General features: G+C 74.2%; 20 protein-coding genes. 19 read left to right on the top strand and 1 reads right to left on the bottom strand.

Features of this window, described 5'->3' with window-relative positions; genetic code table 11:
- The 19 genes from PKE99_RS26390 to dnaE form a co-directional block, all read left to right on the top strand.
- On the top strand, positions 1–947 hold a 947-nt coding region (locus PKE99_RS26390; RefSeq protein ID WP_271214928.1), incomplete at its 5' end, for a cell division protein FtsQ/DivIB.
- Positions 948–1,191: 244 nt separating this feature from the next.
- Positions 1,192–2,595, top strand: a complete 1,404-nt coding sequence (gene ftsZ / locus PKE99_RS26395; RefSeq protein ID WP_037041311.1) for a cell division protein FtsZ — start codon at positions 1,192–1,194, stop codon at positions 2,593–2,595.
- A gap of 300 nt (positions 2,596–2,895) precedes the next feature.
- Positions 2,896–3,630, top strand: coding sequence for a peptidoglycan editing factor PgeF (gene pgeF, locus PKE99_RS26400; RefSeq protein ID WP_051736854.1), 735 nt, complete (start codon positions 2,896–2,898; stop codon positions 3,628–3,630).
- A 135-nt stretch (positions 3,631–3,765) separates the two neighbouring features.
- On the top strand, positions 3,766–4,509 hold the full coding sequence (locus PKE99_RS26405; protein WP_037041313.1) for a YggS family pyridoxal phosphate-dependent enzyme: 744 nt from the start codon (positions 3,766–3,768) through the stop codon (positions 4,507–4,509).
- A 56-nt stretch (positions 4,510–4,565) separates the two neighbouring features.
- Positions 4,566–5,303 (top strand): cell division protein SepF, encoded by a 738-nt coding sequence (locus PKE99_RS26410; protein ID WP_037041314.1) that lies wholly within the window; start codon positions 4,566–4,568, stop codon positions 5,301–5,303.
- A gap of 3 nt (positions 5,304–5,306) precedes the next feature.
- The gene (locus PKE99_RS26415; RefSeq protein ID WP_037041316.1) at positions 5,307–5,600 is read left to right on the top strand and encodes a YggT family protein; all 294 of its coding nucleotides are present in this window, start codon (positions 5,307–5,309) and stop codon (positions 5,598–5,600) included.
- Positions 5,601–5,653: 53 nt separating this feature from the next.
- Positions 5,654–6,526 (top strand): DivIVA-like cell division protein Wag31, encoded by an 873-nt coding sequence (gene wag31, locus PKE99_RS26420; protein WP_037041318.1) that lies wholly within the window; start codon positions 5,654–5,656, stop codon positions 6,524–6,526.
- 79 nt (positions 6,527–6,605) lie between these two features.
- Positions 6,606–8,156, top strand: a complete 1,551-nt coding sequence (locus PKE99_RS26425) for a hypothetical protein (protein WP_037041320.1) — start codon at positions 6,606–6,608, stop codon at positions 8,154–8,156.
- A gap of 318 nt (positions 8,157–8,474) precedes the next feature.
- Positions 8,475–11,627 (top strand): isoleucine--tRNA ligase, encoded by a 3,153-nt coding sequence (ileS, locus tag PKE99_RS26430; protein ID WP_037041323.1) that lies wholly within the window; start codon positions 8,475–8,477, stop codon positions 11,625–11,627.
- 67 nt (positions 11,628–11,694) lie between these two features.
- Complete coding sequence (locus PKE99_RS26435) at positions 11,695–12,453, top strand: class I SAM-dependent methyltransferase (RefSeq protein ID WP_037041324.1); 759 nt, start codon at positions 11,695–11,697, stop codon at positions 12,451–12,453.
- Positions 12,454–12,759: 306 nt separating this feature from the next.
- Positions 12,760–12,888, top strand: a complete 129-nt coding sequence (locus PKE99_RS26440) for a hypothetical protein (protein ID WP_269322915.1) — start codon at positions 12,760–12,762, stop codon at positions 12,886–12,888.
- 53 nt (positions 12,889–12,941) lie between these two features.
- Positions 12,942–14,447, top strand: coding sequence for a potassium/proton antiporter (locus tag PKE99_RS26445; protein WP_037041776.1), 1,506 nt, complete (start codon positions 12,942–12,944; stop codon positions 14,445–14,447).
- An 8-nt stretch (positions 14,448–14,455) separates the two neighbouring features.
- Positions 14,456–15,022: a signal peptidase II gene (lspA, locus tag PKE99_RS26450; protein WP_037041326.1), complete on the top strand. Its 567-nt coding sequence runs from the start codon at positions 14,456–14,458 to the stop codon at positions 15,020–15,022.
- A gap of 37 nt (positions 15,023–15,059) precedes the next feature.
- Complete coding sequence (locus tag PKE99_RS26455; protein WP_051736907.1) at positions 15,060–15,944, top strand: RluA family pseudouridine synthase; 885 nt, start codon at positions 15,060–15,062, stop codon at positions 15,942–15,944.
- Positions 15,937–16,662, top strand: coding sequence for a hypothetical protein (locus PKE99_RS26460; protein WP_051736856.1), 726 nt, complete (start codon positions 15,937–15,939; stop codon positions 16,660–16,662). The genes PKE99_RS26455 and PKE99_RS26460 overlap by 8 nt, the downstream gene beginning before the upstream one ends.
- A 761-nt stretch (positions 16,663–17,423) precedes the next feature.
- A complete protein-coding gene (locus PKE99_RS26465) occupies positions 17,424–18,026 on the top strand; it encodes a DUF998 domain-containing protein (RefSeq protein ID WP_197040476.1) in 603 nt (200 codons plus the stop codon).
- Positions 18,023–18,907 carry a hypothetical protein gene (locus PKE99_RS26470; RefSeq protein WP_063739654.1) on the top strand — a complete coding sequence of 295 codons (885 nt, stop codon included), beginning with the start codon at positions 18,023–18,025 and terminating at the stop codon, positions 18,905–18,907. The genes PKE99_RS26465 and PKE99_RS26470 overlap by 4 nt, the downstream gene beginning before the upstream one ends.
- A complete protein-coding gene (locus PKE99_RS26475; protein WP_037041329.1) occupies positions 18,904–20,067 on the top strand; it encodes a glycosyltransferase in 1,164 nt (387 codons plus the stop codon). The genes PKE99_RS26470 and PKE99_RS26475 overlap by 4 nt, the downstream gene beginning before the upstream one ends.
- Before the next feature lie 302 nt (positions 20,068–20,369).
- Positions 20,370–23,921: a DNA polymerase III subunit alpha gene (gene dnaE / locus PKE99_RS26480; RefSeq protein WP_037041332.1), complete on the top strand. Its 3,552-nt coding sequence runs from the start codon at positions 20,370–20,372 to the stop codon at positions 23,919–23,921.
- Between the two features lie 69 nt (positions 23,922–23,990).
- Here dnaE and PKE99_RS26485 read toward each other — a convergent pair whose 3' ends face one another.
- The gene (locus PKE99_RS26485; protein ID WP_081923804.1) at positions 23,991–24,890 is read right to left on the bottom strand and encodes a PaaX family transcriptional regulator; all 900 of its coding nucleotides are present in this window, start codon (positions 24,888–24,890) and stop codon (positions 23,991–23,993) included.
- Positions 24,891–24,904 lie beyond the last annotated feature (14 nt).

Below are 24,904 nucleotides of genomic sequence, written 5' to 3' on the forward strand. Positions count from 1 at the left end.
CCGCGGCCGAGCGGTCCGCCGACCGCTCCGCCGACCGCTCCGCCGACCGCTCCGCCGACCGCTCCGCCGACCGCATGCCCGCGCGTCCGGCCGCCGCCGAGCGCGCCCGCCGCATCCGCGAGGAGCGGGCGGCGCAGCGGGGCCGGCTGCTGCCGCAGCAGCGGCGGGTGGAGGAGAAGCGGGCGCGGAGGACGGCGCGCCGGTCGGCCCGGAAGTCGACGAAGGCGGCCCGGAAGGCGGCCCGGCCCGTCGACCGGCGGTTCCGGGTACGGCGGCGGGTGGCGCTGACCCTGCTCGTCCTGGTGCTGCTGGCCGCGCTCGGGGTGGGGTCGTGGCTGCTGCTCGCCCGCTCCGGGCTGGCCGACGTCGAGACCGTCGAGGTCACCGGCACGCTCACCGTGTCCCGGGACGCGGTGCTCGGCGCCGCGGCCGTCGAGACCGGGGGCCCGCTCGTCGAGGTCGACACGAAGGCCGTGGCCGGGCGGGTCGCCCGGCTGCCCGGGGTCGGCTCGGTGCAGGTCAGCCGCGGCTGGCCGCACACCGTCGAGATCGCCGTCGTCGAGCGGACGGCGGTGGCGCTGGCGCGGACCCCGCAGGGCGTCACGCTGGTCGACGCCACCGGCGTCGCCTACCAGAAGGCGCCGGAGGTGCCGCCGGCGCTGCCCATGCTGGGCTTCGGCGCCGTCGGGCCGGACGACCCGTCGACCAGGGCGGCCCTCGCCGTCCTCGAGGCGCTGCCGCCGGACCTCCGGGGGCAGGTCACCACGATCGACGTCGACAACGCGGCCACCGAGCCCACCGTCCGGCTCGGGCTGGGGGAGCGGCAGGTGCTGTTCGGCTCCACCGAGCGCGCGGACCGGAAGATCGCCGTGCTGGTGCCGCTGCTGACCCAGGAGGGCTCGGTCTACGACGTCTCGAGCCCGGAGCTCCCGACCGTCACGCGCTGACCCGCCGTTCCTGAGACATCCGCTGCTCCGTCCGGACCAGTGCGTCGCTGTCCGTCAGGCCGGACGGACGCTGGGTCACGAGCAGGTCACGGATAGTCGCTCCCACACCATCGAGGTGTTGCCGACGCGCGGCGCGCCTGCTGGACCGTGCCCCCTCCTCGGACCTAGCGTTCGATCGCGAACGGCCCGGACAGACCTGCTGGACGGAGCTGACCCGGACCCGAGCAACCGAGAGGTGCCGCGCATGACGCCCCCGCACAACTACCTGGCCGTGATCAAGGTGGTCGGCATCGGTGGCGGCGGCGTGAACGCCGTCAACCGCATGATCGAGGTCGGCCTCAAGGGCGTCGAGTTCATCGCGGTGAACACCGACGCGCAGGCCCTCCTCATGTCCGACGCGGACGTGAAGCTCGACATCGGGCGCGAGCTGACCCGTGGCCTCGGCGCGGGCGCCAACCCCGAGGTCGGCCGGAAGGCCGCCGAGGACCACCGCGAGGAGATCGAGGAGGTCCTCAAGGGGGCCGACATGGTCTTCGTGACCGCCGGCGAGGGCGGCGGGACGGGCACCGGCGGCGCGCCGGTCGTCGCGTCCATCGCCCGCAAGCTCGGCGCGCTCACCATCGGCGTGGTCACCCGTCCCTTCACCTTCGAGGGGCGCCGGCGCGCCGGCCAGGCGGAGGACGGGATCACCCAGCTCCGCAACGAGTGCGACACCCTGATCGTCATCCCCAACGACCGGCTGCTGCAGCTCGGCGACGTCGGCGTCTCCCTCATGGACGCCTTCCGCTCCGCCGACGAGGTGCTGCTGTCCGGTGTCCAGGGCATCACGAACCTGATCACCACCCCCGGCCTGATCAACCTGGACTTCGCCGACGTCAAGTCGGTCATGTCCGGCGCGGGTTCCGCCTTGATGGGCATCGGGTCGGCCAGGGGGGAGGGCAGGGCCGTGCAGGCCGCGGGCAAGGCGATCAACTCGCCGTTGCTGGAGGCGTCGATGGACGGCGCCCAGGGCGTGCTGCTGTCGATCGCGGGCGGCTCCGACCTCGGACTGTTCGAGATCAACGAGGCCGCGTCGCTGGTCCAGGAGGCCGCGCACCCCGAGGCCAACATCATCTTCGGCACGGTGATCGACGACTCCCTCGGCGACGAGGTGCGCATCACGGTGATAGCGGCCGGGTTCGAGGGCGGCACGCCCACGCACAAGAAGCTGGAGCCCTCCGCCTTCCGCTCGGCCGAGCCCGCCGCCCCGGTGGCCGCCGCGCCGCCCCCGGCCCCCGCGCCGCCGGTGCCGCAGACCCCGCCGCCCGTGGCGGGGAACACCGGCAACGGGCACACCGGCTACTCGGCGGGCTCGTCGACGGCGTTCGGGTCCGGTGCGAACCAGAGCGGGACGCTCCCGCCCGTCGCCCCGTACTCGCCGCCGGCGCCCCGGCAGCCCGAGGTGGCCCGGCAGAACCCGGCCATGACCGAGCTGGGCGGGCCGGTCGGTGAGGGCCCGGTGTCCTCCCCGTCGGGCGCCCACGCCCAGCCCGACCCGGCCCCGGCGCCGACCCCGTCCCCCTCGTCCTCCGCCGCCCCCGCGGCCGCGGAGAGCCGGGACACGGAGGTCGACGACGACGTCGACGTCCCGCCCTTCATGCGCCGCTGAGCTCCGACAGCCACGGACGGGGTGCCGGCCAGGCACAACTGCCGAGGCCCGGTACACCCGTCGCGGTGCGGCCTCACACCCTCGAGGTCGCTGCCACATCCGGTCGACTGGGGGTGGCGCGCTTCGGCGGGTGTACGCGCTCGCCGGGTGCCGGGGCCGATCGGTTGTCCCGCCCGACCCGCAGGCGCCGAACCATCCGCCCGCACCACCATCCGCCCGCCGCACACCATCTGCGGCGGTTGTGCGGGGAGGGCGACGCGGTGTGTGAGGGGGCGCTCGCGGCGTGGTTAGGGTCGTGGGGTGAGTGAGACGGCGCAGCGCGCGCGGGTCCGCAGGGTCGTGACCACCCGGGCGGGGGGCCGGTCCGCCGCCCCGTTCGACAGCTTCAACCTGTCCCGCGCGGTGGGCGACGACCCCGCCGCCGTCGACGCCAACCGCTACCGGCTCACGCGCGAGCTGGGCCTGCGCGGCACCGTGTTCCTGAACCAGGTGCACGGCACGCGCGTCGTGACGGTCACCGAGCCGCCGCGGCGCAGCGCACCGGACGTCCCGGAGACCGACGCCGCCGTCACCGCCGTCCCCGGGATCGGGCTCGCGGTGCTCGCGGCGGACTGCACCCCCGTCCTGCTGTCGGACCCGAAGGCCGGCGTCGTCGGCGCGGCGCACGCCGGGCGGGTCGGGGCGGCCGCGGGGGTGGTGCCCGCGACCGTGGCCGCCATGCAGGAGCTGGGCGCGGCCGTCGAGGACATCGAGGTGCTGCTCGGCCCGGCGGTGTGCGGGCTCTGCTACGAGGTGCCCGCGGAGATGCGCGCGGAGGTCGAGGGCGCGCTGCCCGGCAGCGCGGCGGAGACCCGCCGGGGCATGCCGTCGGTCGACGTCCGCGCCGGGCTCCACCGCCAGCTGGCCGGGCTCGGCGTCACCAAGGTCGGCGTGGACCCGCGCTGCACCCTCGAGGACCCGGCCCTGTTCAGCCACCGGCGGGACCAGCGGACCGGGCGCCTCGCCGGCGTCGTCTGGCTCGACGCGGGCGTCTGAGGCCGCGCCACCCCGGGCCGGGAGGACACGAACTGACCCAGGGGACGTTCGGGAGACATCACGGTTGCGTGACGCTCGCGACACCACCCCTTCGGCTCGCGGGTCCCGGCGGACACGTTCCGTAAGGTTCGCCGGGTGACCCAGGAGGCCTCCCCGGAACGGCGCGCCGAGCTCGAGCGGCGCCTCGGGGAGGTGCGCGCCCGGATCGCGAAGGCCTGCGCCGCGGCCGGACGCGACCCGGACGAGGTGGAGCTGCTCGCGGTCACCAAGACGATCTCCGCGGCGGACGTCGCGGCGCTGGTCGACCTCGGGCTCGTCGCGTTCGGTGAGAACCGCGCCCAGGAGGCGGCCGCCAAGGTCGAACAGCTCCGCGCCCTGCGGCCCGACGCGCCGCTGCGGTGGCACTTCGTCGGCGGGCTGCAGCGGAACAAGGCGAAGCTGGTGGTCCCGTGGGTGACACGGGTCGAGAGCGTGGACTCGGCCCGGTTGGCCGCCGCGCTCGACAAGGCGGTGCTCCGGGCGCTCGACGAGGGCGTCCGGACGGAGCCGCTGCCGGTCCTCGTCCAGTACAGCGTGGACGGTGACCCGGACCGCGGCGGCGTGCCCGACGACGGCCTGCTCGCGCTCGCGGACCAGGTCGCGGGGGCATCCGGGCTCGTCCTCGACGGACTGATGAGCGTCGCCCCGCTGGGTGCCGACGTCGAGGAGTCGTTTGCCGCGATCGAGGCGGCGGGTAGGCGGGTGCGGTCCTCGCACCCCGGCGCGACCGTGCTGTCGGCCGGGATGAGCGGGGACCTGGAGGTGGCGATCCGTCACGGTTCGACGGTCGCGCGTGTCGGAACGGCCCTTGTGGGGGACCGGACGTTAACCTCCCGGTGACTGCCCGGTCCGCGGGGGCGGACCGGCATCGGGGGCGTCGAGGATTGGGAGCACGGATGAGTGCGATGTACCGGCTCAAGGCCTACTTCGGCATGGTGCCCGCCGAGGAGATGGACTACGCCGACGAGCCGGCGGCCTTCGCCGATCCGCGCCGCTCGCCCCGCGCCCGGGCCGACCGCTGGTCGGATCCGGACGACCGCTTCGACGACGCGCCGGACCCCCGCGGCGGCTACGCCGAGTACGACGCGGGCCGCGACGAGCGCCCCCTGGACGACTGGAACCACCGGTCGGCGCGCGAGGCGCCCCGCCCGGCGCGGGTCCCGCGGGAACCCGTGCGCGCCTCCGCTGGACTGACCGGCGCAGCGAGTGGCGGCCTTTCGGCCTCGTCCCCGGCGACCCGCGGCGCCCTGGCCGTGGACCGCGAGGAGTCCGTGCTGCGCGCCGCCCCCGAGCCGCCGGCGCCGGTCGCGGCGCCCTCCTCGGTGCCCGAGCAGCGGGACCGCGGCGCGGCCGCCCTGGCGCGCATCACGACCCTGCAGCCGAGCAGCTTCACCGAGGCCCGCACGATCGGCGAGCGGTACCGCGACGGCGTGCCCGTGATCATCAACCTGACCGACCTCGACGAGGCCGCCGCGCGCCGCCTGGTGGACTTCGCCGCTGGTCTGGCGTTCGCGCTGCGCGGTTCCATCGACAAGGTGACCAGCCGCGTGTTCCTCCTGACGCCCGCCGACGTCGAGGTCTCGGCCGACGACGCCCGCAGGCTCGCAGAGCGGGGCCTCTTCCGACAGGATTAGGGCGTGCCGATCGCCCTCCAGTTCGTCATCTACTACATCCTGTTCTTCTTCTGGCTCCTGCTCGTCGCGCGCATCGTGGTGGAGCTGGTGCACTCCTTCGCGCGCGAGTGGGTGCCCGCCGGGCGTCCGGCCGCGGCCCTCGAGATGGTGTTCAGCGTCACCGACCCGCCCGTGAAGTTGTTGCGGAGAGTGATCCCCGTCGTCCGGATCGGGGGCGTCGGACTGGACCTCTCGATTATGGTTCTGCTGCTGGTGGTGTTCATACTGATGAGCATTGCCAGACCGGCGGTGGCGTGAGCCCCAGTCACCCGCCAGCCGGTTTGCCGCCGAGGACTGCATGAGGTGATCCGATGCCGCTGACGCCCGCCGACGTTCACAACGTCGCGTTCAGCAAGCCCCCGATCGGTAAGCGGGGGTACAACGAGGACGAGGTCGACGCGTTCCTCGACCTGGTCGAGGCCGAGCTGGCCCGGCTGATCGAGGAGAACGAGGACCTGCGCGAGCAGGTCTCCCAGCTCGAGCAGCGACTCGGCAACGCCGAGGCCGACCTCGAGGAGGCGCGTTCGCGCCCGCAGCAGGGTGGGATGGGGGCCCAGGCCGGCCCGCCGCCCACGCAGCAGATCCGGCCCGTGGAGCCCCCGCAGCCGCCGCGTCCGGTCGAGCCGCAGCGCGCCATGGGCCCGATGGGCGACGGCGACGCCGGGGGCGGGGACCACCACGTCCAGGCCGCCAAGGTCCTGGGCCTGGCCCAGGAGATGGCCGACCGGCTGACCGCCGAGGCCAAGAACGAGGCCGACGCGATGCTGTCGGACGCCCGCGCCAAGTCGGAGCAGCTGCTCAGCGAGGCCCGGACCAAGTCCGACGGCCTGGTGAACGACGCGCGCGCCCGCGCCGAGACGATGCTCAACGACGCGCGGACCCGCGCCGAGACCCTCGAGCGGCAGTCGCGCGACAAGGCGTCCTCGCTGGTCAGCGAGGCGGAGCGCAAGCAGACCGAGATCATCGGCACCATCACGCGCGACAAGGGCGTGCTGGAGAAGAAGATCGACGAGCTGCGGACCTTCGAGCGCGAGTACCGCACCCGGCTCAAGACCTACCTCGAGTCGCAGCTGCGCGACCTCGAGGGTCGGGGGTCGGCCGCGCCGTCGGACGCCGCCCGGTCGAACGCCAACGGCGGGTACGCCGCCACCGGCTACGGCCAGCGCGCGGACGCCGGAAGCTGACGGCCCGGCCCGTCGTCCGAACGACTGGCGGGCGGCAGTGCGGCACTCGTGCCGCCGCCCGCCGTACACGGGGTGAACAGTGCTGCTGCTGGTTCTGGTTCTGGTCCTGATCGCCTTCGGCCTGCTGGTCGTGGCGCTGCTCTCGGGCAGCGTCCTCTGGGCGTGGATCTCCGTGGCCGTCTCCGTGGCGGCCGCGGCGGCCCTGCTGGTCGACTGGCTGCAACGCCGCTCGGCCGTCAAGGCGGGCGCGGAGTCGCAGCAGCCCGCCGCCGGCGCCGCCGCGGCGCCGCAGGGCGGCCCGCAGGGGACACGCCGTGACATCGAGCCGGTCACCGAGGTGCTCCCGGTCGTCGGGCAGGGCTCGCCCGGGCGCGTACCCCCGCCGCAGGCCGGGGTGGAGCGTGGACAGTCCTCGTCGGACTCCGGCCCGGGTGCCGGGCCGGACGCGGAGGCCACCTCCGTGATGCCCCGCGTGGGACCGTCCGGCTCAGCCGAGCGACCGTCCGGCGCTGTGCACGACGACACCCGGTCGAGCGATTCTTCATCACGCAGCGTGACTGGTGACGAGGGTCATGACGACGCCACGGGGCGTCGCGACTCCCCGTCGGGGGAGGGCGGCTCCGGGTCCGGTCCGGCGGTGACGGCCGGCGCCGCGGCGGGTGCCGCCGGTGCCGGGGTCGCGGGCGTGGCCGCTGCGGCACACGGGAAGCACGAGAGCGAGGAGCCGGCCTCCGGCGCCCCGACGCAGGAGCCCGCCCCGACGGGCGCCCGCGGCGAGAACGCCCCGGAGCCGGCGGGTGCGTCGGCGGCCGCGGAGCGGTCCGCGGCGGAGCCCGACGCGGACGGGGGCACGGATGCGGCCGCCCCCGCGGCGGCATCGGGGCCGACCGAGAGTGCGACCCAGGCGTCGGCTCCCTCGGCATCCTCCTCGGAGGCGGCGGAGCAGGCACCGGAGCAGGCACCGGAGCCCGGTCGGGCCGGCGGCACGGCGGCAGCCGGCCCGGCCGCTGGTTCCGGTGCCGCGCCCGGGGTGTCCCCGGCCGCGGTGTCCACAGCGTCCGCGACGTTTGCGGAGGGCTCCGCGACGGAGACCGCGTCCGGCGACGCGAGCGCCCCGGCGACCACGGCGGGAGCGTCCGGGAGCACGTCCGCCCCCGGTTCCGGCGCGACGTCCGCGTCGGCCGCGTCGCCTTCGGACATCGACGGCCCTACCGTGGCGACTCCGGCGCACACCGGATCCGCCGCGCAGGCCGCGAGCCAGCCCGGCGCACAGGCCCCGCAGGGGCAGCCGGGTCAGCCCGGCCAGCCCCAGGGCCAGCCGGCCCAACAGGGCCAGCAGCCCGCGGGCGGTCCGCCGCCGCTGGGCTCGATGCCCCCGCCCGGGCCGCACGGCGAGCCCCCGGAGGAACCGCGGGACGCGACGGTCGCGGCGCTGGTCGCCGAGCTCGACGACGAGGTCGTCGTGGTCGACGAGCAGCCGCGCTACCACCTCGCGGGCTGCCGGTCGCTGCCCGGCCGCCCGGTGATCCCGCTGCCGGCCAAGGAGGCCGTCGAGCTGGGCTTCACCCCGTGCGGCTGGTGCACCCCGGACCGCACCATGGCGGGCCGGCACCAGGCCGCGGCCCGCTGACCTGCCGCTGACCTGCACGAACGGCGCCCCGTTCGCTCCTGAGGAGCGGGGGCGTCGTCGGCGTGTGCACCTCGCGGAATAACGGTTCGCCGCCCCGCGCTACCCTGGTCGCACAGGCACCGATCCGGCCATCACCGGGGAGCCTCCGGAAGAAACCCGGCACGGCCGGGGAGTAGAACCGGACGGGTTCGGCCCGTCACAGCCGTCGAACGAGCGGTCCCGCGCGAGCGGGGCAAGCGGGGTGGTACCGCGGCTCAGCACCATCGAGTCGTCCCCGTGCAGCGACAGCCACGCACTGCACGAGGAGCACCGACCGCCATGAGCGAGAGCTACCCCCCGGTTCCCGCGCATCCCGCGTTCCCGCAGCTCGAGCGCGAGGTCCTCAAGTACTGGGAGGCGGACGACACGTTCGTCGCCTCCGTCGAGGCCCGCCCCGCCGGCGAGAACGGCAGCAACGAGTTCGTCTTCTACGACGGCCCGCCCTTCGCCAACGGCCTGCCGCACTACGGCCACCTGCTCACCGGGTACGTGAAGGACGTCGTGCCGCGGTACCAGACCATGCGCGGCAGGCACGTCGAGCGCCGCTTCGGCTGGGACACCCACGGCCTGCCGGCCGAGGTGGAGGCCGAGCGCCAGCTCGGGATCAACCACAAGTCCGAGATCGAGAGCATGGGCATCGCCGAGTTCAACGAGGCGTGCCGCACCTCCGTGCTCCGCTACACCGGCGAGTGGCGCGACTACGTGACCCGCCAGGCCCGCTGGGTCGACTTCGACAACGACTACAAGACCCTCGACCTGGACTACATGGAAAGCGTCATGTGGGCCTTCAAGACCTTGTGGGACAAGGGGCTGGTCTACTCCGGGTTCCGCGTGCTCTGGTACTGCTGGCGCTGCGAGACGCCGCTGTCGAACTCCGAGACGAAGATGGACGACGTCTACCGGGACCGGCAGGACCCGGCCGTCACCGTCGGGCTGCGGCTCGCGAGCGACGACCCGGAGCTCGACGACGCCCTGGCCCTGGTCTGGACGACGACGCCGTGGACGCTGCCGTCGAACCTCGCCGTGGCCGTGCACCCGGACGTCGAGTACGCGCTGCTCTCCGCGAACGGCGAGAAGTACGTCCTGGCGAGCGCGCGCGTCGGCGCCTACGCCCGGGAGCTGGGCGCGGAGCCCGAGGTCCTGCGCACGTTCACCGGTCGCGAGCTGCTCGGCCTGGGCTACACCCCGCCGTTCGACTTCTTCGTCGGCCGGGAGAACGCGCACCGGGTCCTGGAGGCGGACTACGTCACCACCGAGGACGGCACCGGGCTCGTGCACATCGCGCCCGCCTTCGGTGAGGAGGACAAGGCGGTCACCGACGCGGCCGGCATCGAGGCCGTCGTGCCGGTCGACTCGCGGGGCGAGTTCACCGTCGAGGTCCCGCCGTACGCCGGCCAGCAGGTGTTCGACGCCAACCCGAACATCATCCGGGACCTCAAGGCCGGCACCGCCACCTACGTCACGGGCGTCCTGCTCCGGCACGAGACCTACGACCACCCTTACCCGCACTGCTGGCGCTGTGGCAACGCGCTGATCCAGCGCGCCGTCGACTCGTGGTTCGTGCAGGTCACCGCCTTCCGCGAGCGGATGGTGGAGCTCAACAAGCAGATCAACTGGGTGCCCGGCAACATCCGGGACGGCCAGTTCGGCAAGTGGCTTGAGGGCGCCCGCGACTGGGGCATCTCCCGCAACCGGTTCTGGGGGAGCCCGATCCCGGTGTGGGTGTCGGACGACCCGCGCCACCCGCGCACGGACGTCTACGGCTCGCTCGACGAGCTGGAGCGGGACTTCGGCGTCCGGCCGACGGACCTGCACCGGCCCTTCATCGACGAGCTGACCCGGCCCAACCCGGACGACCCGACCGGGAAGTCGACCATGCGCCGCGTGCCCGAGGTGCTGGACTGCTGGTTCGAGTCCGGCTCGATGCCGTTCGCGCAGGTGCACTACCCGTTCGAGAACCGGGACTGGTTCGAGGACCACTACCCGGGCGACTTCATCGTCGAGTACAACGGCCAGACCCGCGGCTGGTTCTACACACTGCACGTGCTGGCCACGGCGCTGTTCGACCGGCCCGCGTTCGAGAGCTGCGTGGCGCACGGGATCGTGCTGGGCGACGACGGCGCCAAGATGTCGAAGTCGCTGCGCAACTACCCGGACGTCAACGAGGTCTTCGACCGCGACGGGTCGGACGCCATGCGGTGGTTCCTCATGGCGAGCCCGATCCTGCGCGGCGGGAACCTGGTCGTCACCGAGCAGGGCATCCGCGAGGGCGTCCGGCAGGCGATCCTGCCGCTGTGGAACACCTGGTACTTCCTGTCGCTCTACGCCGGGGCGGCCGGGGTCACCGGGACCACGCGGACGGACTCCACACACGTCCTGGACCGGTACGTGCTGGCCAAGACCGCGGACCTGGTCGACGGCGTGACCACCGCGCTCGACGCCTACGACATCGCCGGGGCGTGCGAGCAGGTCCGCGACCACGCCGAGGTGCTCACGAACTGGTACGTGCGGCGTTCCCGGGACCGGTTCTGGGAGGGCGACCGGGACGCGATCGACACGCTGCACACGGTGCTGGAGGTGACCGCCCGCGTCGCCGCGCCGCTGTTGCCGCTGACCATGGAGCAGCTGTGGCAGGGGCTCACCGGCGGCCGGTCGGTGCACCTGACGGACTGGCCGTCGACCGCCGAGCTGCCGCACGACGCGGCGCTGGTGGCCGCCATGGACCGCGTCCGGCAGGTGGCCTCGGCGGGGCTGTCGCTCCGGAAGGCGCGCAAGCTGCGCGTCCGGCTGCCGCTGGCCTCCCTGACCGTCGCCGCCGCCGACGCGGAGACCCTCGCGCCGTTCGCCGACGTCCTGCGGGACGAGGTGAACGTCAAGGAGGTCGTGCTGACCACGGACGTCGCGACCCACGGCCGCTTCGAGCTGACGGTCAACGCCCGCGCCTGCGGTCCCCGGCTGGGCAAGGAGACCCAGACGGCGATCAAGGCCGTGAAGGCAGGGGACTGGACGGCGAACCAGGACGGCACCGTGACCGCCGGCGGCATCCGGCTGCTGGAGGGCGAGTTCTCCGAGCGGCTCCTCGCGGCGGACCCGCAGTCCACCGGGGCGCTGCCCGGCAACACCGGGCTCGTCGTCCTCGACACGGACGTCACGCCGGAGCTGGCGGCCGAGGGCACGGCGCGCGACGTGGTGCGCGCGGTCCAGCAGGCCCGTCGGGACGCCGGGCTCGAGGTCTCGGACCGGATCGCCCTGACCCTCGACGCGCCGGAACCGGTCCTCGACGCCGTCCGGGCCCACGAGGCCTTCGTGGCCTGCGAGGTCCTGGCGACGAGCGTGGCGTACGCCGAGCTCGCCGAGCCGACCGGCACCGGCGGCGTCTCCGACCCGTCGGGGAACAACGCCGAGGTCCGGGTGGCCGTCGCGAAGAACTGACCCTGTGAGTGGCGATGGTCGCTATAGCGACTATCGCCACTCACAGGGGTCGTTAGGGTGATCCACCGTGGGGAGTGCTGCCGAGCGGTGGGCGGAGCTGCAGTCGGGGCGGGGTGTCCCGCCCGAGATCCTGGCGCAGGCGCCGGCGAGCCCGTGGGGGCACGACCCGGCCGACTTCACCGCTCCTGACGTCCCCGAGGACACGCCGTCCCGCGCGGCGGGCCTGACCCTGCTCGGCGCGTCCGGCACGGTCACCGACGTCGGCTGCGGCGGGGGTGACGCCGCGTTCGCACTGGTCGGGCCGATGACCCACGCGACCGGCGTCGACACCCAGCAGGACATGCTCGACCTGTTCGAGGCCGGCGCCGACGTCCGCGGCGTGCCCGCCCGGACCGTCCTCGGCCCGTGGCCCGACGTGGCGGGGCAGGTCGGCACCGCGGACGTCGTGGTGTCGCACCACGTGCTGCACAACGTCGTCGACCTGCCGCCCTTCCTCGCCGCCCTGACCGCGGCGGCGGTCCGCGGGGTCGTCGTCGAGATGCTGTCCGAGCACCCGATGGCGTGGCTCGACCCGCTCTGGGCGCGCTTCCACGACCTGCACCGGCCCGAGCCCGCGACCGTCGACGACGCCGTCGCCGTGCTGCGCGAGCAGGGCGTCGAGCCGGAGGTCACGCGCTGGGAGCGGGAGCGGCGCGCCCCGCACTCGCCGGTGTGGGTCACGCGGCGGCTGTGCCTGCCACCGGAGCGGGAGCCCGAGGTCGCCGCGGCGCTCGACCGGATCCCGCCGCGTCCGCGCACCGCGGCCACGCTGGTCTGGCGGCCCTGATCAGGAGATCAGGAACCAGGCGAACACCACGCCCGACGAGTTCGTGGCGAGGTGCGCCCGCACCGGGGGTGACCAGGTGCCCGTCCCCGCGCCGCCACGTGCACAGCCAGGCCGCAGACCCGGGCGACGACGAGCAGCAACGCCGTCCCGACGACCTTCCACGGCAACGCCAAGGCCGTTGCGCCGCTTCGGCGTCGTCATGCTCGTGTCGGTGGTCGGCCTCGTGGCGATCGTCGACATCCTGCGGTTCCGCGCCGGGTTCGCCGAGCTGGCCTCCCCTCAACCTGGGCGGCTGGGGAGCGCGAGGTGCCGGACCTGGTCTGGTGGCAGGAGCGCTCGCGCTCGATCGCGGCGTCGCTGTTCTGCACACTGCCCGTGATCTGGCTCTTCGGCCGTTTCGGCCATCACCGGCCCACGGTGCCGGCACCCGCCTGACGGCCGCGTGACCTGCGCGGATAGGGTTGTCCGCGTACGAGCCGGGGGTGACGATGAGCCTGGAGGTCCTGCTCGGCGTCGTCGCCGCGGTCCTGTTGATCGGCGTGCTCGCCGTGCGCGTGTCCGTCCGGCTCGGCCTGCCCTCGCTGCTGCTCTACCTCGGCATCGGCATCCTGCTCGGCGAGGCGGTCCTCGGCGTCCAGTTCTCCAACGCCGCGCTGACCGAGAACCTCGGCCTCGCCGCGCTGGTGCTCATCCTCGTCGAGGGCGGCCTGACCACCCGCTGGCAGGCGGTGCGGCCGTCGCTCGGGATCGGCATCGGGCTCTCGACGATCGCGGTCGTCGTGAGCATCGTCGTGGCCGGCACCGCCCTGCACCACCTGCTCGGACTGGACTGGCGGGTCGCGTTCCTCTGGGGCGCGGTGCTGTCGTCGACCGACGCCGCCGCCGTGTTCAGCGTGCTGCGCGGGGTCGGGGTGTCGCCGCGGCTCGCCGGGGCCCTCGAGCTCGAGTCCGGTATGAACGACGCCCCGGTGGTCCTCGCCGTCCTCCTCCTCGCCTCGGACGACCCGTTGACCTGGATGACCCCGCTGCTCGTGGTCTACGAGCTGGTCGCGGGCGGGGTGATCGGCCTCGCCCTCGGGTTCGGCGGGGCCTGGGCGCTGCGCCGGGCGGCCCTGCCCGCGACCGGTCTCTACCCGCTCGCCGCGCTGGCCGTGTGCGTACTGGCCTTCGCGAGCGGGCAGCTGGCGCACGCGTCGGGCCTGCTCGCCACCTACGTGTGTGCGCTCGTGCTGGGCAACTCGCGGCTGCCGCACCGCGGGGGCGTGCTGTCGTTCGCCGAGGGCACCGGCTGGCTGGCCCAGATCGGGCTGTTCGTGCTGCTCGGGCTGTACGTCAGCCCGGCCCGGCTGGTCGACGCCGTGATCCCCGCGCTGATCGCCGCCGGCGTCCTGCTCGTCCTCGCCCGGCCGCTGTCGGTGGTCGCGGCCGCGCTGCCGTTCCGGGTGCCGTGGCGGGAGCAGGCCTTCCTGTCGTGGGCGGGGCTGCGCGGGGCCGTGCCGATCGTGCTCGCGCTGATCTCCCTGGTCGAGGGCGCGCCGGGCGCGGCCAACCTGGTCGACGTCGTGTTCGTGCTCGTCGTGATCCTCACCCTGCTGCAGGGCACCACCCTGCCGTGGGTCGCCCGGCGGCTGCGGGTCGCGCGCACCGCCGAGCCGAAGGACGTCGAGGTCGACGCCGCGCCGCTCGACGAGCTGCACGCCGACCTGCTCCAGGTCCGGATCCCGGCGGGCTCGAAGCTGCGCGGGGTCTACCTGCGGGAGCTGCGGCTGCCCGTGGGGGCCACGGTCAGCCTCGTCGTGCGCGGCGAGCAGGCCTTCACCCCCAACGGGCAGACCCGGCTGCGGGAGCACGACCAGCTGCTCGTGGTGGCCACCGCCGACGTCCGGGAGCGCACCGAGGAGCGGCTGCGGGCCGTCGACCGGGGCGGCGCGCTGGTGCGCTGGCGGGACACCGATCCCGGCCCCCGTCCGGACGGCCCCGGAAGGCCCGCATAATCGAGGGTGTGACCGACGAGCCGGACGAGCGCACCGAACCCGCCCCCCTCCCGCCACGCCGGGTGTGGGTGCTCGCGCTCGTGGCACCCGTCGTCCTGCTGCTGGACATCCTGACCAAGGTCCTCGCGGTCGCGACGCTGGAGGACCGGCCGCCCGTGCGGCTGCTCGGCGGGCTGGTCAACCTGGTCCTGGTGCGCAACCCCGGCGCCGCGTTCTCCATGGCCACCGGCTACACCTGGGTGCTGTCGATCATCGCGCTCGGCGTGGTCCTGGTGATCATCCGGATCTCGCGGAAGCTGCGGTCGGTGGGCTGGGCGATCGCGCTCGGGCTCGTGCTCGGCGGGGCGCTGGGCAACCTGGTCGACCGGGTCTTCCGGGCGCCGGGGCCGCTGCAGGGGCACGTCGTCGACGTCATCTCCGTGGTGCGGACGGACGGCTCGTTCTTCCCGGTGTTCAACCTGGCCGACTCGAGCATCGTGTGCGGCGGGATCCTGCTGGTCCTGCTCGCGCTGACCGGCCGGGAGCTCGACGGGACCCGGGCGGGCGCGGCCGAGCGGGAGCCCGCCGGTGAGTGACCTCCGCCAGCTCCCGGTCCCCGACGGCCTCGACGGGATGCGGGTCGACGCCGGCCTGTCCCGGCTGCTGGGCCTGTCCCGGACCGTCGTCGCCACCCTCGCCGAGGACGGGATGATCGCGCTCGACGGGCGCGCCGCCGGCAAGTCGGACCGGCTCACCGCCGGCAGCTGGCTCGAGGTCGAGCTGCCCGAGTCCGAGGTTCCGGCGGTCATCACCGCGCCACCGGAGCTGGTGGGCGGCATGACGGTGCTGTACGAGGACGACGACATCGCCGTCGTCGACAAGCCCGTGGGCGTCGCCGCGCACCCCAGCCCGGGCTGGACCGGGCCCACGGTCGTCGGCGGGCTGGCCGCGCTCGGCGTGCGGGTGTCGACCTCCGGGGCGGCCGAGCGGCAGGGCGTGGTGCACCGGCTCGACGTCGGCACCACCGGCGTGATGGTCGTCGCCAAGTCCGAGCACGCCTACTCCGTGCTGAAGCGGGCGTTCAAGGAGCGCACGGTCGAGAAGCGCTACCACGCGATCGTGCAGGGCCACCCCGACCCGACCAGCGGCACCATCGACGCGCCCATCGACCGGCACCCCAAGCACGACTACAAGTTCGCGGTGGTGGCCGGCGGCAGGCCGAGCGTCACGCACTACGACACGATCGAGGCGTTCCGCGCCGCGTCGCTGCTCGACGTGCACCTCGAGACCGGGCGCACGCACCAGATCCGGGTGCACTTCTCCGCGCTGCGGCATCCGTGCGTCGGGGACCTGACCTACGGCGCCGACCCCACGCTCGCCAAGCGGCTGGGGCTGCAGCGGCAGTGGCTGCACGCCCGCTCGCTGGGCTTCGAGCACCCGGCCGACGGGCGGTGGGTCGAGTTCACGAGCGAGTACCCGCCCGACCTCGCCCGGGCGCTCGAGCGGCTGCGTGACTGAGCCTCCGGACCCCGACTCCCACGACGAGGGCGGTCTGCTGACCCGTCGGGGGCGCCGCTGGCTGATCGTGGTCTGCGTGCTCGGGGTGCTGGTCGCCGTCGGGTACGCGGCGGCGCAGGCGCGGTCGTCCTCCGCCGGGCGAGGGCCCGCGGTCGCGCAGGGCCAGGTGCGGCTCGGGCCCGACCCGGGCGAGGCCGTGCCGGACTATCTCGCCCAGCTGCCCGCCACCCTGCCCGCGCCGGGGGAGCGTGCGCCCGCGCTGGTGCAGCTCGACCGGGAGCTCACCACGGACGCCGCGGCCGCGCTGGCCGGGTCCGCCAGCCCGGCCGAGGTGGTGTTCCGGGTGCCGATCCCGCGGGTGCAGACCGCCCTGCGCTTCGAGATCCTCCCCGCCGCAGCCCCGGTCGCGGCCGCCCTGGACACCGCCCGGCAGCGCGCGGGGCACGCCGCGGAGGCCGACGCCTCCCGGCTCACGGACCGCCCCGCCGCCGTCGCGCGGGCGGAGGCGGCGGCGTACGCGGGGCCGTGCGCCTGCGTGGTGGCGCTGGTGGTCTCGGCCGACCGGGCCGGGCTGGAGGCGCTCGCCGGGACGCCCGGGGTGCGGGCGGTGGAGGCCGCGCCGGTGGGGGTCACGCTGCCCGAGCTCGCCCTCTCCCCGCTCCTCCCGGAACAGACCACCGCCGCCACCCCCCTCCCGGACGACGGCCCCGTCCCCTGACCGTCTTCGGGGCGGACCCTCGGCTGGGGAAGATGCGTCGAGGTGGCGGCACACCCACTCCTGTCGCCGCACACCTGTTGCTGACCCCTCGCACACCCTGCGAGCAGGTCGTACATCGTCTCGACCGGCTCCCACACCTCGTCCGGCGCGGCACCTCTGGTCGACCGGGTGTGCGACTGCTCCCGCGGGTGTGGGCGGGCGTCGAAACGGGTGTGCGGCCCGCTCGACTCAGCGCGCCTTCGCCTGGGGTGCGCGCCCCTGAGGACCTGTTCGGCGCGTCCGTGGTGGGGCGGGCGGCCCCGGGAAAGGTCGGGGTGACCCCCGGGTCGGCTCGGTGGATCACCGGATTACCGCGGAGCCGCCGCGCTGCGAGCGTTGATCACGTGAGCGAGCGGGGGAGCGAGGCGGGTGCGGCGGCGGTGGCCGCACCCACCACCATGATCGCGTCGGCGCAGGCGGCATCGGCTCCGGCGACCTGCGGGACGGTCGTCGGAACACCGGCGGGTGCGCCACCGACGGCACCGCCACCTATCGCACCGCCACCTATCGCACCGCCACCTATCGCACCGCCACCTATCGCACCGCCGCCGATCGCCCCGACCTCGGTCGCGGCGCTGCCACCTGCACCGGCCCTGCCGTCTCCGATTCCGCCACGTGCGAGCGCAGCGCTGCCGTCGACCTCGACGGCGCGGCCCTCGACCGCAGCACGGACGACGGGCACTCCGCCTCCACACACCGGCCGCACCCTCACCCTCCCTGCCGTGCTGGTGGCGGCGGGGGTGGCGGTGGCGGCATGGGCGGTTCTCGTGCTGCACGTCGCGGGAGCCCTGCACGACCCGCCCGTGGACCCGCTGGTGCACACGGTCAGCGACTACGTCCTGCTGCCGGGCGGGCACCTGGTGCTCGCGATCGCGGCGGCGGCGCTGGCCCTCGGCGCGACGGTGCTGGCGGTCGCGGCCCGCAGGGCCGGGGGATCGCGGGCCGCGGTCGGCCTCCTCGGCAGCTGGGCGGGGGCGATGGTGGTCGCCGGGGTCGTCCCGACGAACCTGCCGGGCACCCCGCCGGACCTCGCCGCGGCCGTGCACCGCTACGCCGGGGCGTGGATCTTCGCCGTCCTGCCGGTCGCGGTGCTGCTCCTCGCCGGCGGACCCGCGGTCCGGGCCGCCGCGCGCCGCCGGGTCGTCGCGCCGGCGCTCCTGACCGCCGCCCTGTCGGGGGCGTTCCTCCTCGCCCATCTGCCGATCGTCGTCGCGGGTTCACCCGCATTTCCCCTGCTGGGTGGGGTGGAGCGGGTTCTGTACGGGGCGGTGACCGCGCTGCTGATCACGACCGCCCGCGCCCTGCGCCCGGGGACCGCCCGATGACCGCGCTCGCGCTGCTCCTCGCCGTCGTGGGCGCGGTCTGCTTCGCCGGGGCCGCCGTCCTGCAGCACGGGGCGATCACGAGCCGGGTCGACCTCCGGGAGCTCCTCGCCCGTCCGCGCTGGCTCGCCGGAGCCGGGCTGGCCGTCGCCGGCGCGGGCCTGCACGCCGTCGCGCTGGTCCTCGCGCCGGTGAGCGTCGTGCAGCCGATCGGGGTCCTCGCCGTCCCGCTCGCGGTGGGTCTCAGCCTGCGGAACCGCAGGCCTCCCGGCCGGGTCGTCGCCGGTGCGGCCCTGTGCGTGGCCGGGGTCGCGCTCGTCGTCCGGACGGCGGCCGCGGCGACCCCGGACGCCCCCGCCGACCTCGGGCGGTTCCTCCTGGTCTCCTGCACCGCCGCGGCGGCCGCCGGCCTCGGGCTCGCGGTCCTCGCGGCCCGGACGACCGGCCGGGTCCGGTGCGTCTCCTGCGCCGCGGCGGGCGCCGTGGCGTTCGGCCTGGTCTCCGCCCTGCTGCGGGCGGTCTCGGTGCAGATCGCGACCGCGGACGTCGGGACGCTCCTCGGTGCGGCCGCCGCCCTGGCCGTCGCGCTCGCCGCGGGCGGCTGGCTCGTGCAGCAGGGCTTCGCCTCCGGCCCGCCGGCGGTCGTCGTGGCCGCGCTGACCGTCGTCGACCCGCTCATGGCCACCGGGCTCGGGGCCGGCCTGCTCGGCGAGGCAGGCGGGCTCGGCCCCGCCGGCGTGGCCTTCCTCCTGGGCGCCGGCGCGGTCGCGGCCGCCGGCGTGGCCCTGCTCGCCCGGCACCACCCCGACGCCGCCCGGCACCCGTCCAGCCGGCACCAGAACCGAAGCCACCAGCCCTCCACCCCGAGAGAGGTACCGACGTGAGGATCCTGCTCGGCGCCGACACCTTCGCGCCCGACGTCAACGGCGCGGCCCGGTTCGCCGAACGCCTGGCCACCGGCCTGGCCGGCCGCGGTCACGAGGTCCACGTGGCCGCGCCGTCGCCGGACGGCCCGCCCGCGGTGCACCGCTTCGGCGGCACCGACGGGGAGGTGACCGTCCACCGCGTGCGCTCGCACCGCTACCCGCTGCACGAGAACTTCCGCGTGTGCCTGCCGTGGGTGGCGGGCCCGGCGGCGGCGACCGTGCTCGCGGAGGTGGAACCGGACGTCGTGCACGTGCAGGCGCACTTCTCGGTCGGACGCGGGCTGGCGGCGGCCGCGTCGGGGACCGGGCGCCCGCTCGTCGCGACCAACCACTTCATGCCGGAGAACCTGGTCGCGCACGCCCGGGTCCCCGCCGTGCTGCACCGGGCCGCGGCCCGGCTGGCGTGGCGGGACGTCCGCCGGGTGTTCGGGCGCGCCGACGCCCTGACCGCGCCCACGCCCCGCGCCGTCGAGCTGCTGACGCGCTCGACCGGGCTCCCGGCCACCGCGATCTCCTGCGGCGTCGACGCGGCCCGCTACGCCGGCGGCCGCGAGGACCCGACCCCGACGATCCTCTTCGTCGGGCGCCTCGACCAGGAGAAACGCGTCGACGAGCTGCTCCGGGCCACCGCCCGGCTGGCCCCGCCTGTCCGGCTCGAGATCGTCGGCGACGGGTCCGAGCGGGCCGCGTGGCAGCGGCTGGCGGCGGAGCTGGGCCTCGGGGACCGGGTGGTGTTCCACGGGTTCGTCGACGAGGAGACCCTGCTCGCGGCCTACCGGCGCTGCGCCGTGTTCTGCATGCCCGGTGTGGCCGAGCTGCAGAGCCTGGTCACGCTGGAGGCGATGGCGGCGGGCAAGCCGGTGGTCGCGGCCGACGCGATGGCGCTGCCGCACCTGGTCCGGCCCGGGCGGACCGGCTGGCTCTTCCCGCCGGGCGACGTCGACGTCCTCACCTCGGTCCTGGCCGCGCTGCTGCGCGACCCGGCGGCGCGGCGGCGGATGGGTGCGGCGGCCCGCGAGCTGGTGGCCGGGCACGCCCTCGACGCCACGCTCGACGCCTTCGAGGGGGTCTACGACCGGGTCGCGGCCCGGCCCGCCGCACCTGCCCTCGCGGCCTGAGCCGGGCCGCGACACGCCCGGCGGGAGGCGACGCGCCGGGACCTCGACACGCCTCGACGCGGTGAGCTGCGGGTTCGCGACGGGCCCGGCGGCGGTCACGGAACTGTCGGTGGCCGGGGCTAGTCTGGCCGCACCCCCGGACCCGGGGACCCGACATCCGCCGGCACCGCACGGGCCACCGCCCGGTCGCCGGCCGTGCACCCGGACGCCGTACCCCGAGGGCGGCCGGGCGGCCGCCGTCGGGGCCCGCGGGTCCGCCGCACCACCCGCGCGCGAGCGCGTGAAGGGAGTCTCGACGACCCATGGCCCCGGCGAGCGGGAACAGCAGGGACTCCTTCGTCCACCTCCACACGCACACCGAGTTCTCCATGCTCGACGGTGCGGCCCGACTCGACGACCTGTTCAAGGAAGCCGCGCGGATGGAGATGCCCGCGCTGGCGATGACGGACCACGGGAACGTCTACGGGGCGTACGAGTTCTGGAAGAAGGCCAACGCGGCCGGGGTCAAGCCGATCATCGGCATGGAGGGCTACCTCTCCCCGGGCTCGCGGCACGAGCGCAAGCGCGCCACCCTCGGCGGCCAGACGGTCAGCGACGACAACCCGGGTGAGATGTACACCCACATGACGCTGCTGGCCGAGAACACCGAGGGGATGCACAACCTCTTCCGGCTCTCCAGCCTGGCCAGCCTCGAGGGCTACTACTACAAGCCCCGCATGGACCGGGAGCTGCTGGAGACCTACGGCAAGGGGATCATCGCCACCACCGGCTGTCCGTCCGGCGAGGTGGCCCGCCTGCTGCAGCAGGACCGCTTCGACGACGCGTGCCAGGCCGCGTCGGACTACCGGGACATCTTCGGCAAGGACAACTTCTTCTGCGAGTTGATGGACCACGGGATCGAGATCGAGAAGCGGGTCCAGGAGGACCTCTTCGCGCTGAAGAAGAAGCTCGACCTCCCCGGCGTCGCCACCAACGACCTGCACTACACCTACCCGGACGACACGAAGCCGCACGAGGTGCTGCTCTGCGTGCAGACGGGCAAGACCCTCGCCGACCCGAACCGCTTCAAGTTCGACGCGCAGGACTTCTACCTCAAGTCCGCCGCCGAGATGCGGGCCCAGTGGGACCCGATCCACCCCGAGGCCTGCGACAACACGCTCGCCATCGCCGAGCGGGTCGACGTGTCGTTCGCCAGCCAGGACCTCATGCCGCGCGCCCCCGTCCCGGAGGGCGAGACCGAGGAGTCGTGGCTGATCAAGGAGGTCGAGCGGGGCCTGCACAAGCGGTTCCCGAACGGCGTCACCGAGCAGTACCGCCGGCAGGCGGAGTACGAGCTCGGCGTGATCATCCAGATGGGCTTCCCCGGCTACTTCCTGGTGACCGCGGACCTCATTCAGTACGCGAAGTCCGTCGGCATCCGCTGCGGCCCCGGCCGTGGCTCCGCGGCGGGCTCGCTGATCGCCTACGCGCTGGAGATCACCGACCTCGACCCGATCCGGCACAAGCTGATCTTCGAGCGGTTCCTCAACCCCGAGCGCATCTCCATGCCGGACATCGACATGGACTTCGACGAGCGCCGGCGCGGCGAGATGATCCGCTACACCACGGAGAAGTACGGCGAGGACCGGATCGCCCAGATCATCACGTACTCCACGATCAAGGCGAAGGCCGCGATCAAGGACTCCGCGCGCGTGCTGTTCGGCCAGCCCGGCTACTCCGTGGCGGACCGGATCTCCAAGGCCATGCCGCCCGCCGTCATGGGCAAGGACATCCCGCTGTCCGGGATCTTCGACCCGAGCCACAAGCGGTACTCGGAGGCCACGGAGGTCCGTGCGCTCTACGAGGCGGACGCGCAGGTCCGCGAGATCGTCGACACCGCGCGCGGCCTCGAGGGCCTGAAGCGGCAGTGGGGCGTGCACGCCGCCGGCGTGATCATGTCGAGCAAGCCGCTGATCGACGTCATCCCGATCCAGCGCCGCGAGGCCGACGGCGCGATCATCACGCAGTTCGACATGGGCGTCTGCGAGACGCTCGGGCTGCTGAAGATGGACTTCCTCGGCCTGCGCAACCTCACGATCATCGACGACGCGCTGGAGAACATCGAGCTCAACGGCAAGCCGAAGCTCGAGATCGAGACCGTCGAGCTGGACGACCCGAAGACCTACGACCTGCTCGCCCGGGGTGACACGCTCGGCGTGTTCCAGCTGGACGGTGGGCCGATGCGGGACCTGCTGCGCCGGATGGCGCCCACGGAGTTCGACGACATCTCCGCCGTCGGCGCGCTCTACCGGCCGGGTCCGATGGGCGCGAACGCGCACAACGACTACGCCGACCGCAAGAACGGGCGGCAGGACGTCACGCCCATCCACCCGGAGCTGGCGGAGCCCCTCAAGGACATCCTCGGCGAGACCTACGGCCTGATCGTCTACCAGGAACAGGTCATGGCGATCGCCCAGAAGCTCGCGGGCTACTCGCTCGGCAAGGCGGACCTGCTCCGCCGCGCGATGGGCAAGAAGAAGAAGGAGATCCTGGACAAGGAGTACGCCGGCTTCGCCCAGGGGATGAAGGACCACGGCTACTCCGAGAACGCGGTCAAGACCCTCTGGGACATCCTGCTGCCCTTCTCCGACTACGCCTTCAACCGCGCGCACTCCGCCGCGTACGGCGTGGTCTCCTACTGGACCGCCTACCTCAAGGCGAACTACCCGGCCGAGTACATGGCCGCGGTGCTCACCTCGGTCCGGGACGACAAGGACAAGGCCGCGGTCTACCTGGCCGAGTGCCGCCGGATGGGGATCAAGGTCCTCGCGCCGGACGTCAACGAGTCGGTCCGCAACTTCGCCCCGGTCGGGGACGACATCCGGTTCGGCCTCGGCGCGATCCGCAACGTCGGCTACAACGTCGTCGACGCGATCGTCGCCGCGCGCAAGGAGAAGGGCGACTTCACCGACTTCTCCGACTTCCTGCGCAAGGTCGACGCGGTGGTCTGCAACAAGAAGGTCATCGAGTCGCTGATCAAGGCCGGCGCGTTCGACTCGCTCGGCCACTCGCGCAAGGGCCTGCTGCTCGTCCACGCGGACGCGATCGACGCGATCATGAGCAGCAAGAAGGCCGCGTCGATGGGCCAGTTCGATCTCTTCGGCTCGCTCGACGGCTCGGGCGACGAGGACTCGGACATCGGCGGCATCTTCGACGTCAAGGTGCCCGAGGACGAGTGGGACACCAAGCACAAGCTCGCCGTCGAGCGGGAGATGCTGGGCCTCTACGTCTCCGGCCACCCGCTCGACGGCGTCGAGCAGGCCCTCTCCGCCAAGGCCGACACCCCGATCCAGTCCATCCTCGAGGGCACGATCGGCGAGGGCGCGCAGGTCACCGTCGGCGGCATCCTCACCAACGTCAACCGCCGGGTGAACAAGAACGGCGAGCCCTGGGCGTCGGCCCAGATCGAGGACCTCGCCGGTGGCATCGAGGTGCTGTTCTTCCCGCGGGCCTACCAGGTGGTGGGCGTCGACGTGGCGGAGGACGCGATCGTGCTGGTCAAGGCCCGGGTGAACAAGCGGGACGACCGGGTTTCCCTGATCGCCAACGACCTCGCCGTCCCCGAGCTGCAGGCCGCCGGCGAGGCGGGGCTGCCGGTGAAGGTCAGCCTGCGCACCGAGCTGTGCACCCCGGAGCGGGTCGCGCAGCTCAAGGAGGTGCTCACCCACCACCCGGGCACCTCGGAGGTGCACCTGGCGCTGGTCTACGGCACCAAGATCACGCACTGGAAGCTCGCCGACACCCTCAAGGTCACCAACACCCCCGCGCTGATGGGCGACCTCAAGGCCCTCCTGGGCCCCGGCTGCCTCGGCTGAGCCGAGCCCGACCAGCACGAACGGCGCTCTCGCTCGCCTCTAGTGAGCGAGACCGCCGTTCGTGTGTGTTCAGGCGGCGCGGCTCACGAGCGAGCGCCAGTGCGCCTGGGCCTGCCGCTGCCAGCGCCTGTGCAGGGTGTCGAAGAGCGCGGCGGCGCGCGTGCCCGCCCACTCCTCGGGCAGCAGCTCGGCGGGGAGCTTGGGGTCGAGGAAGGGGAAGCGGCGCCAGGCGTGCACGAGCAGGACCTGGTGGGTGAGCACGTCGGCCGGGAGGGCGGGGTCGGCGTCGGCGAACTCGGCCAGGAAGTCCTCGTACTCCCGCTCGACGCCGGCGAGGTCCCAGGCCTGCGCCACGACGTCCGCCTGCTCGCCGATCCGGCCGAAGGGGCCGACGAACGAGCTGGTCACGGCCTCGAGGTCGAGGTCGGCGACCACGTCCGCGACCTCCGCCTCCTTGCCGGGGTCGGGCGAGACCCACACGCCCGGGGCGGGGGAGCCTAGGCCCGCCCAGGCCAGCCGGGTGCGCAGCCGGTGCCGCAGCTGCCGGCGGGACTCGGGCACGCTGACGAGCAGGACCAGCCAGCGCCCGTCCCACGCCGGGGCGGGGTTGCCGAAGGTGTAGATCCGCTCGGCGCCCGCGGAGAGCAGGTCGCGGCCGGCGTCGGTGAGCGTCCAGCGCACCCGGCGGCCGGCCCGGTCCGAGCTGACCAGGCCTTCCGCGGCCGTGCGGGCGAGGGCCTGCCGCGCGGACTTGCTCTCCACCCCGAGCCCGCCCAGGACGTCGATCAGCACCTGGGTCCAGACAGGCTCGTCGCGCGGCAGCACGAACTCGCCGAGCAGGGTCAGCAGCAGCGAGCGCGCGCTGGTCTGGCCGAGTCCGCGGCGGCGGGACAGGACCGGATGGGGGCCCTCGAGATCCCCGGCGTCGGCGCCCCCCGGACCGACGTCCGTGCTGGCTTCGGCGGACATGGTCGGGTCAGGAT

The sequence above is a fragment of the Pseudonocardia halophobica genome, assembly GCF_027922425.1.
GTDB lineage: Bacteria > Actinomycetota > Actinomycetes > Mycobacteriales > Pseudonocardiaceae > Pseudonocardia > Pseudonocardia halophobica.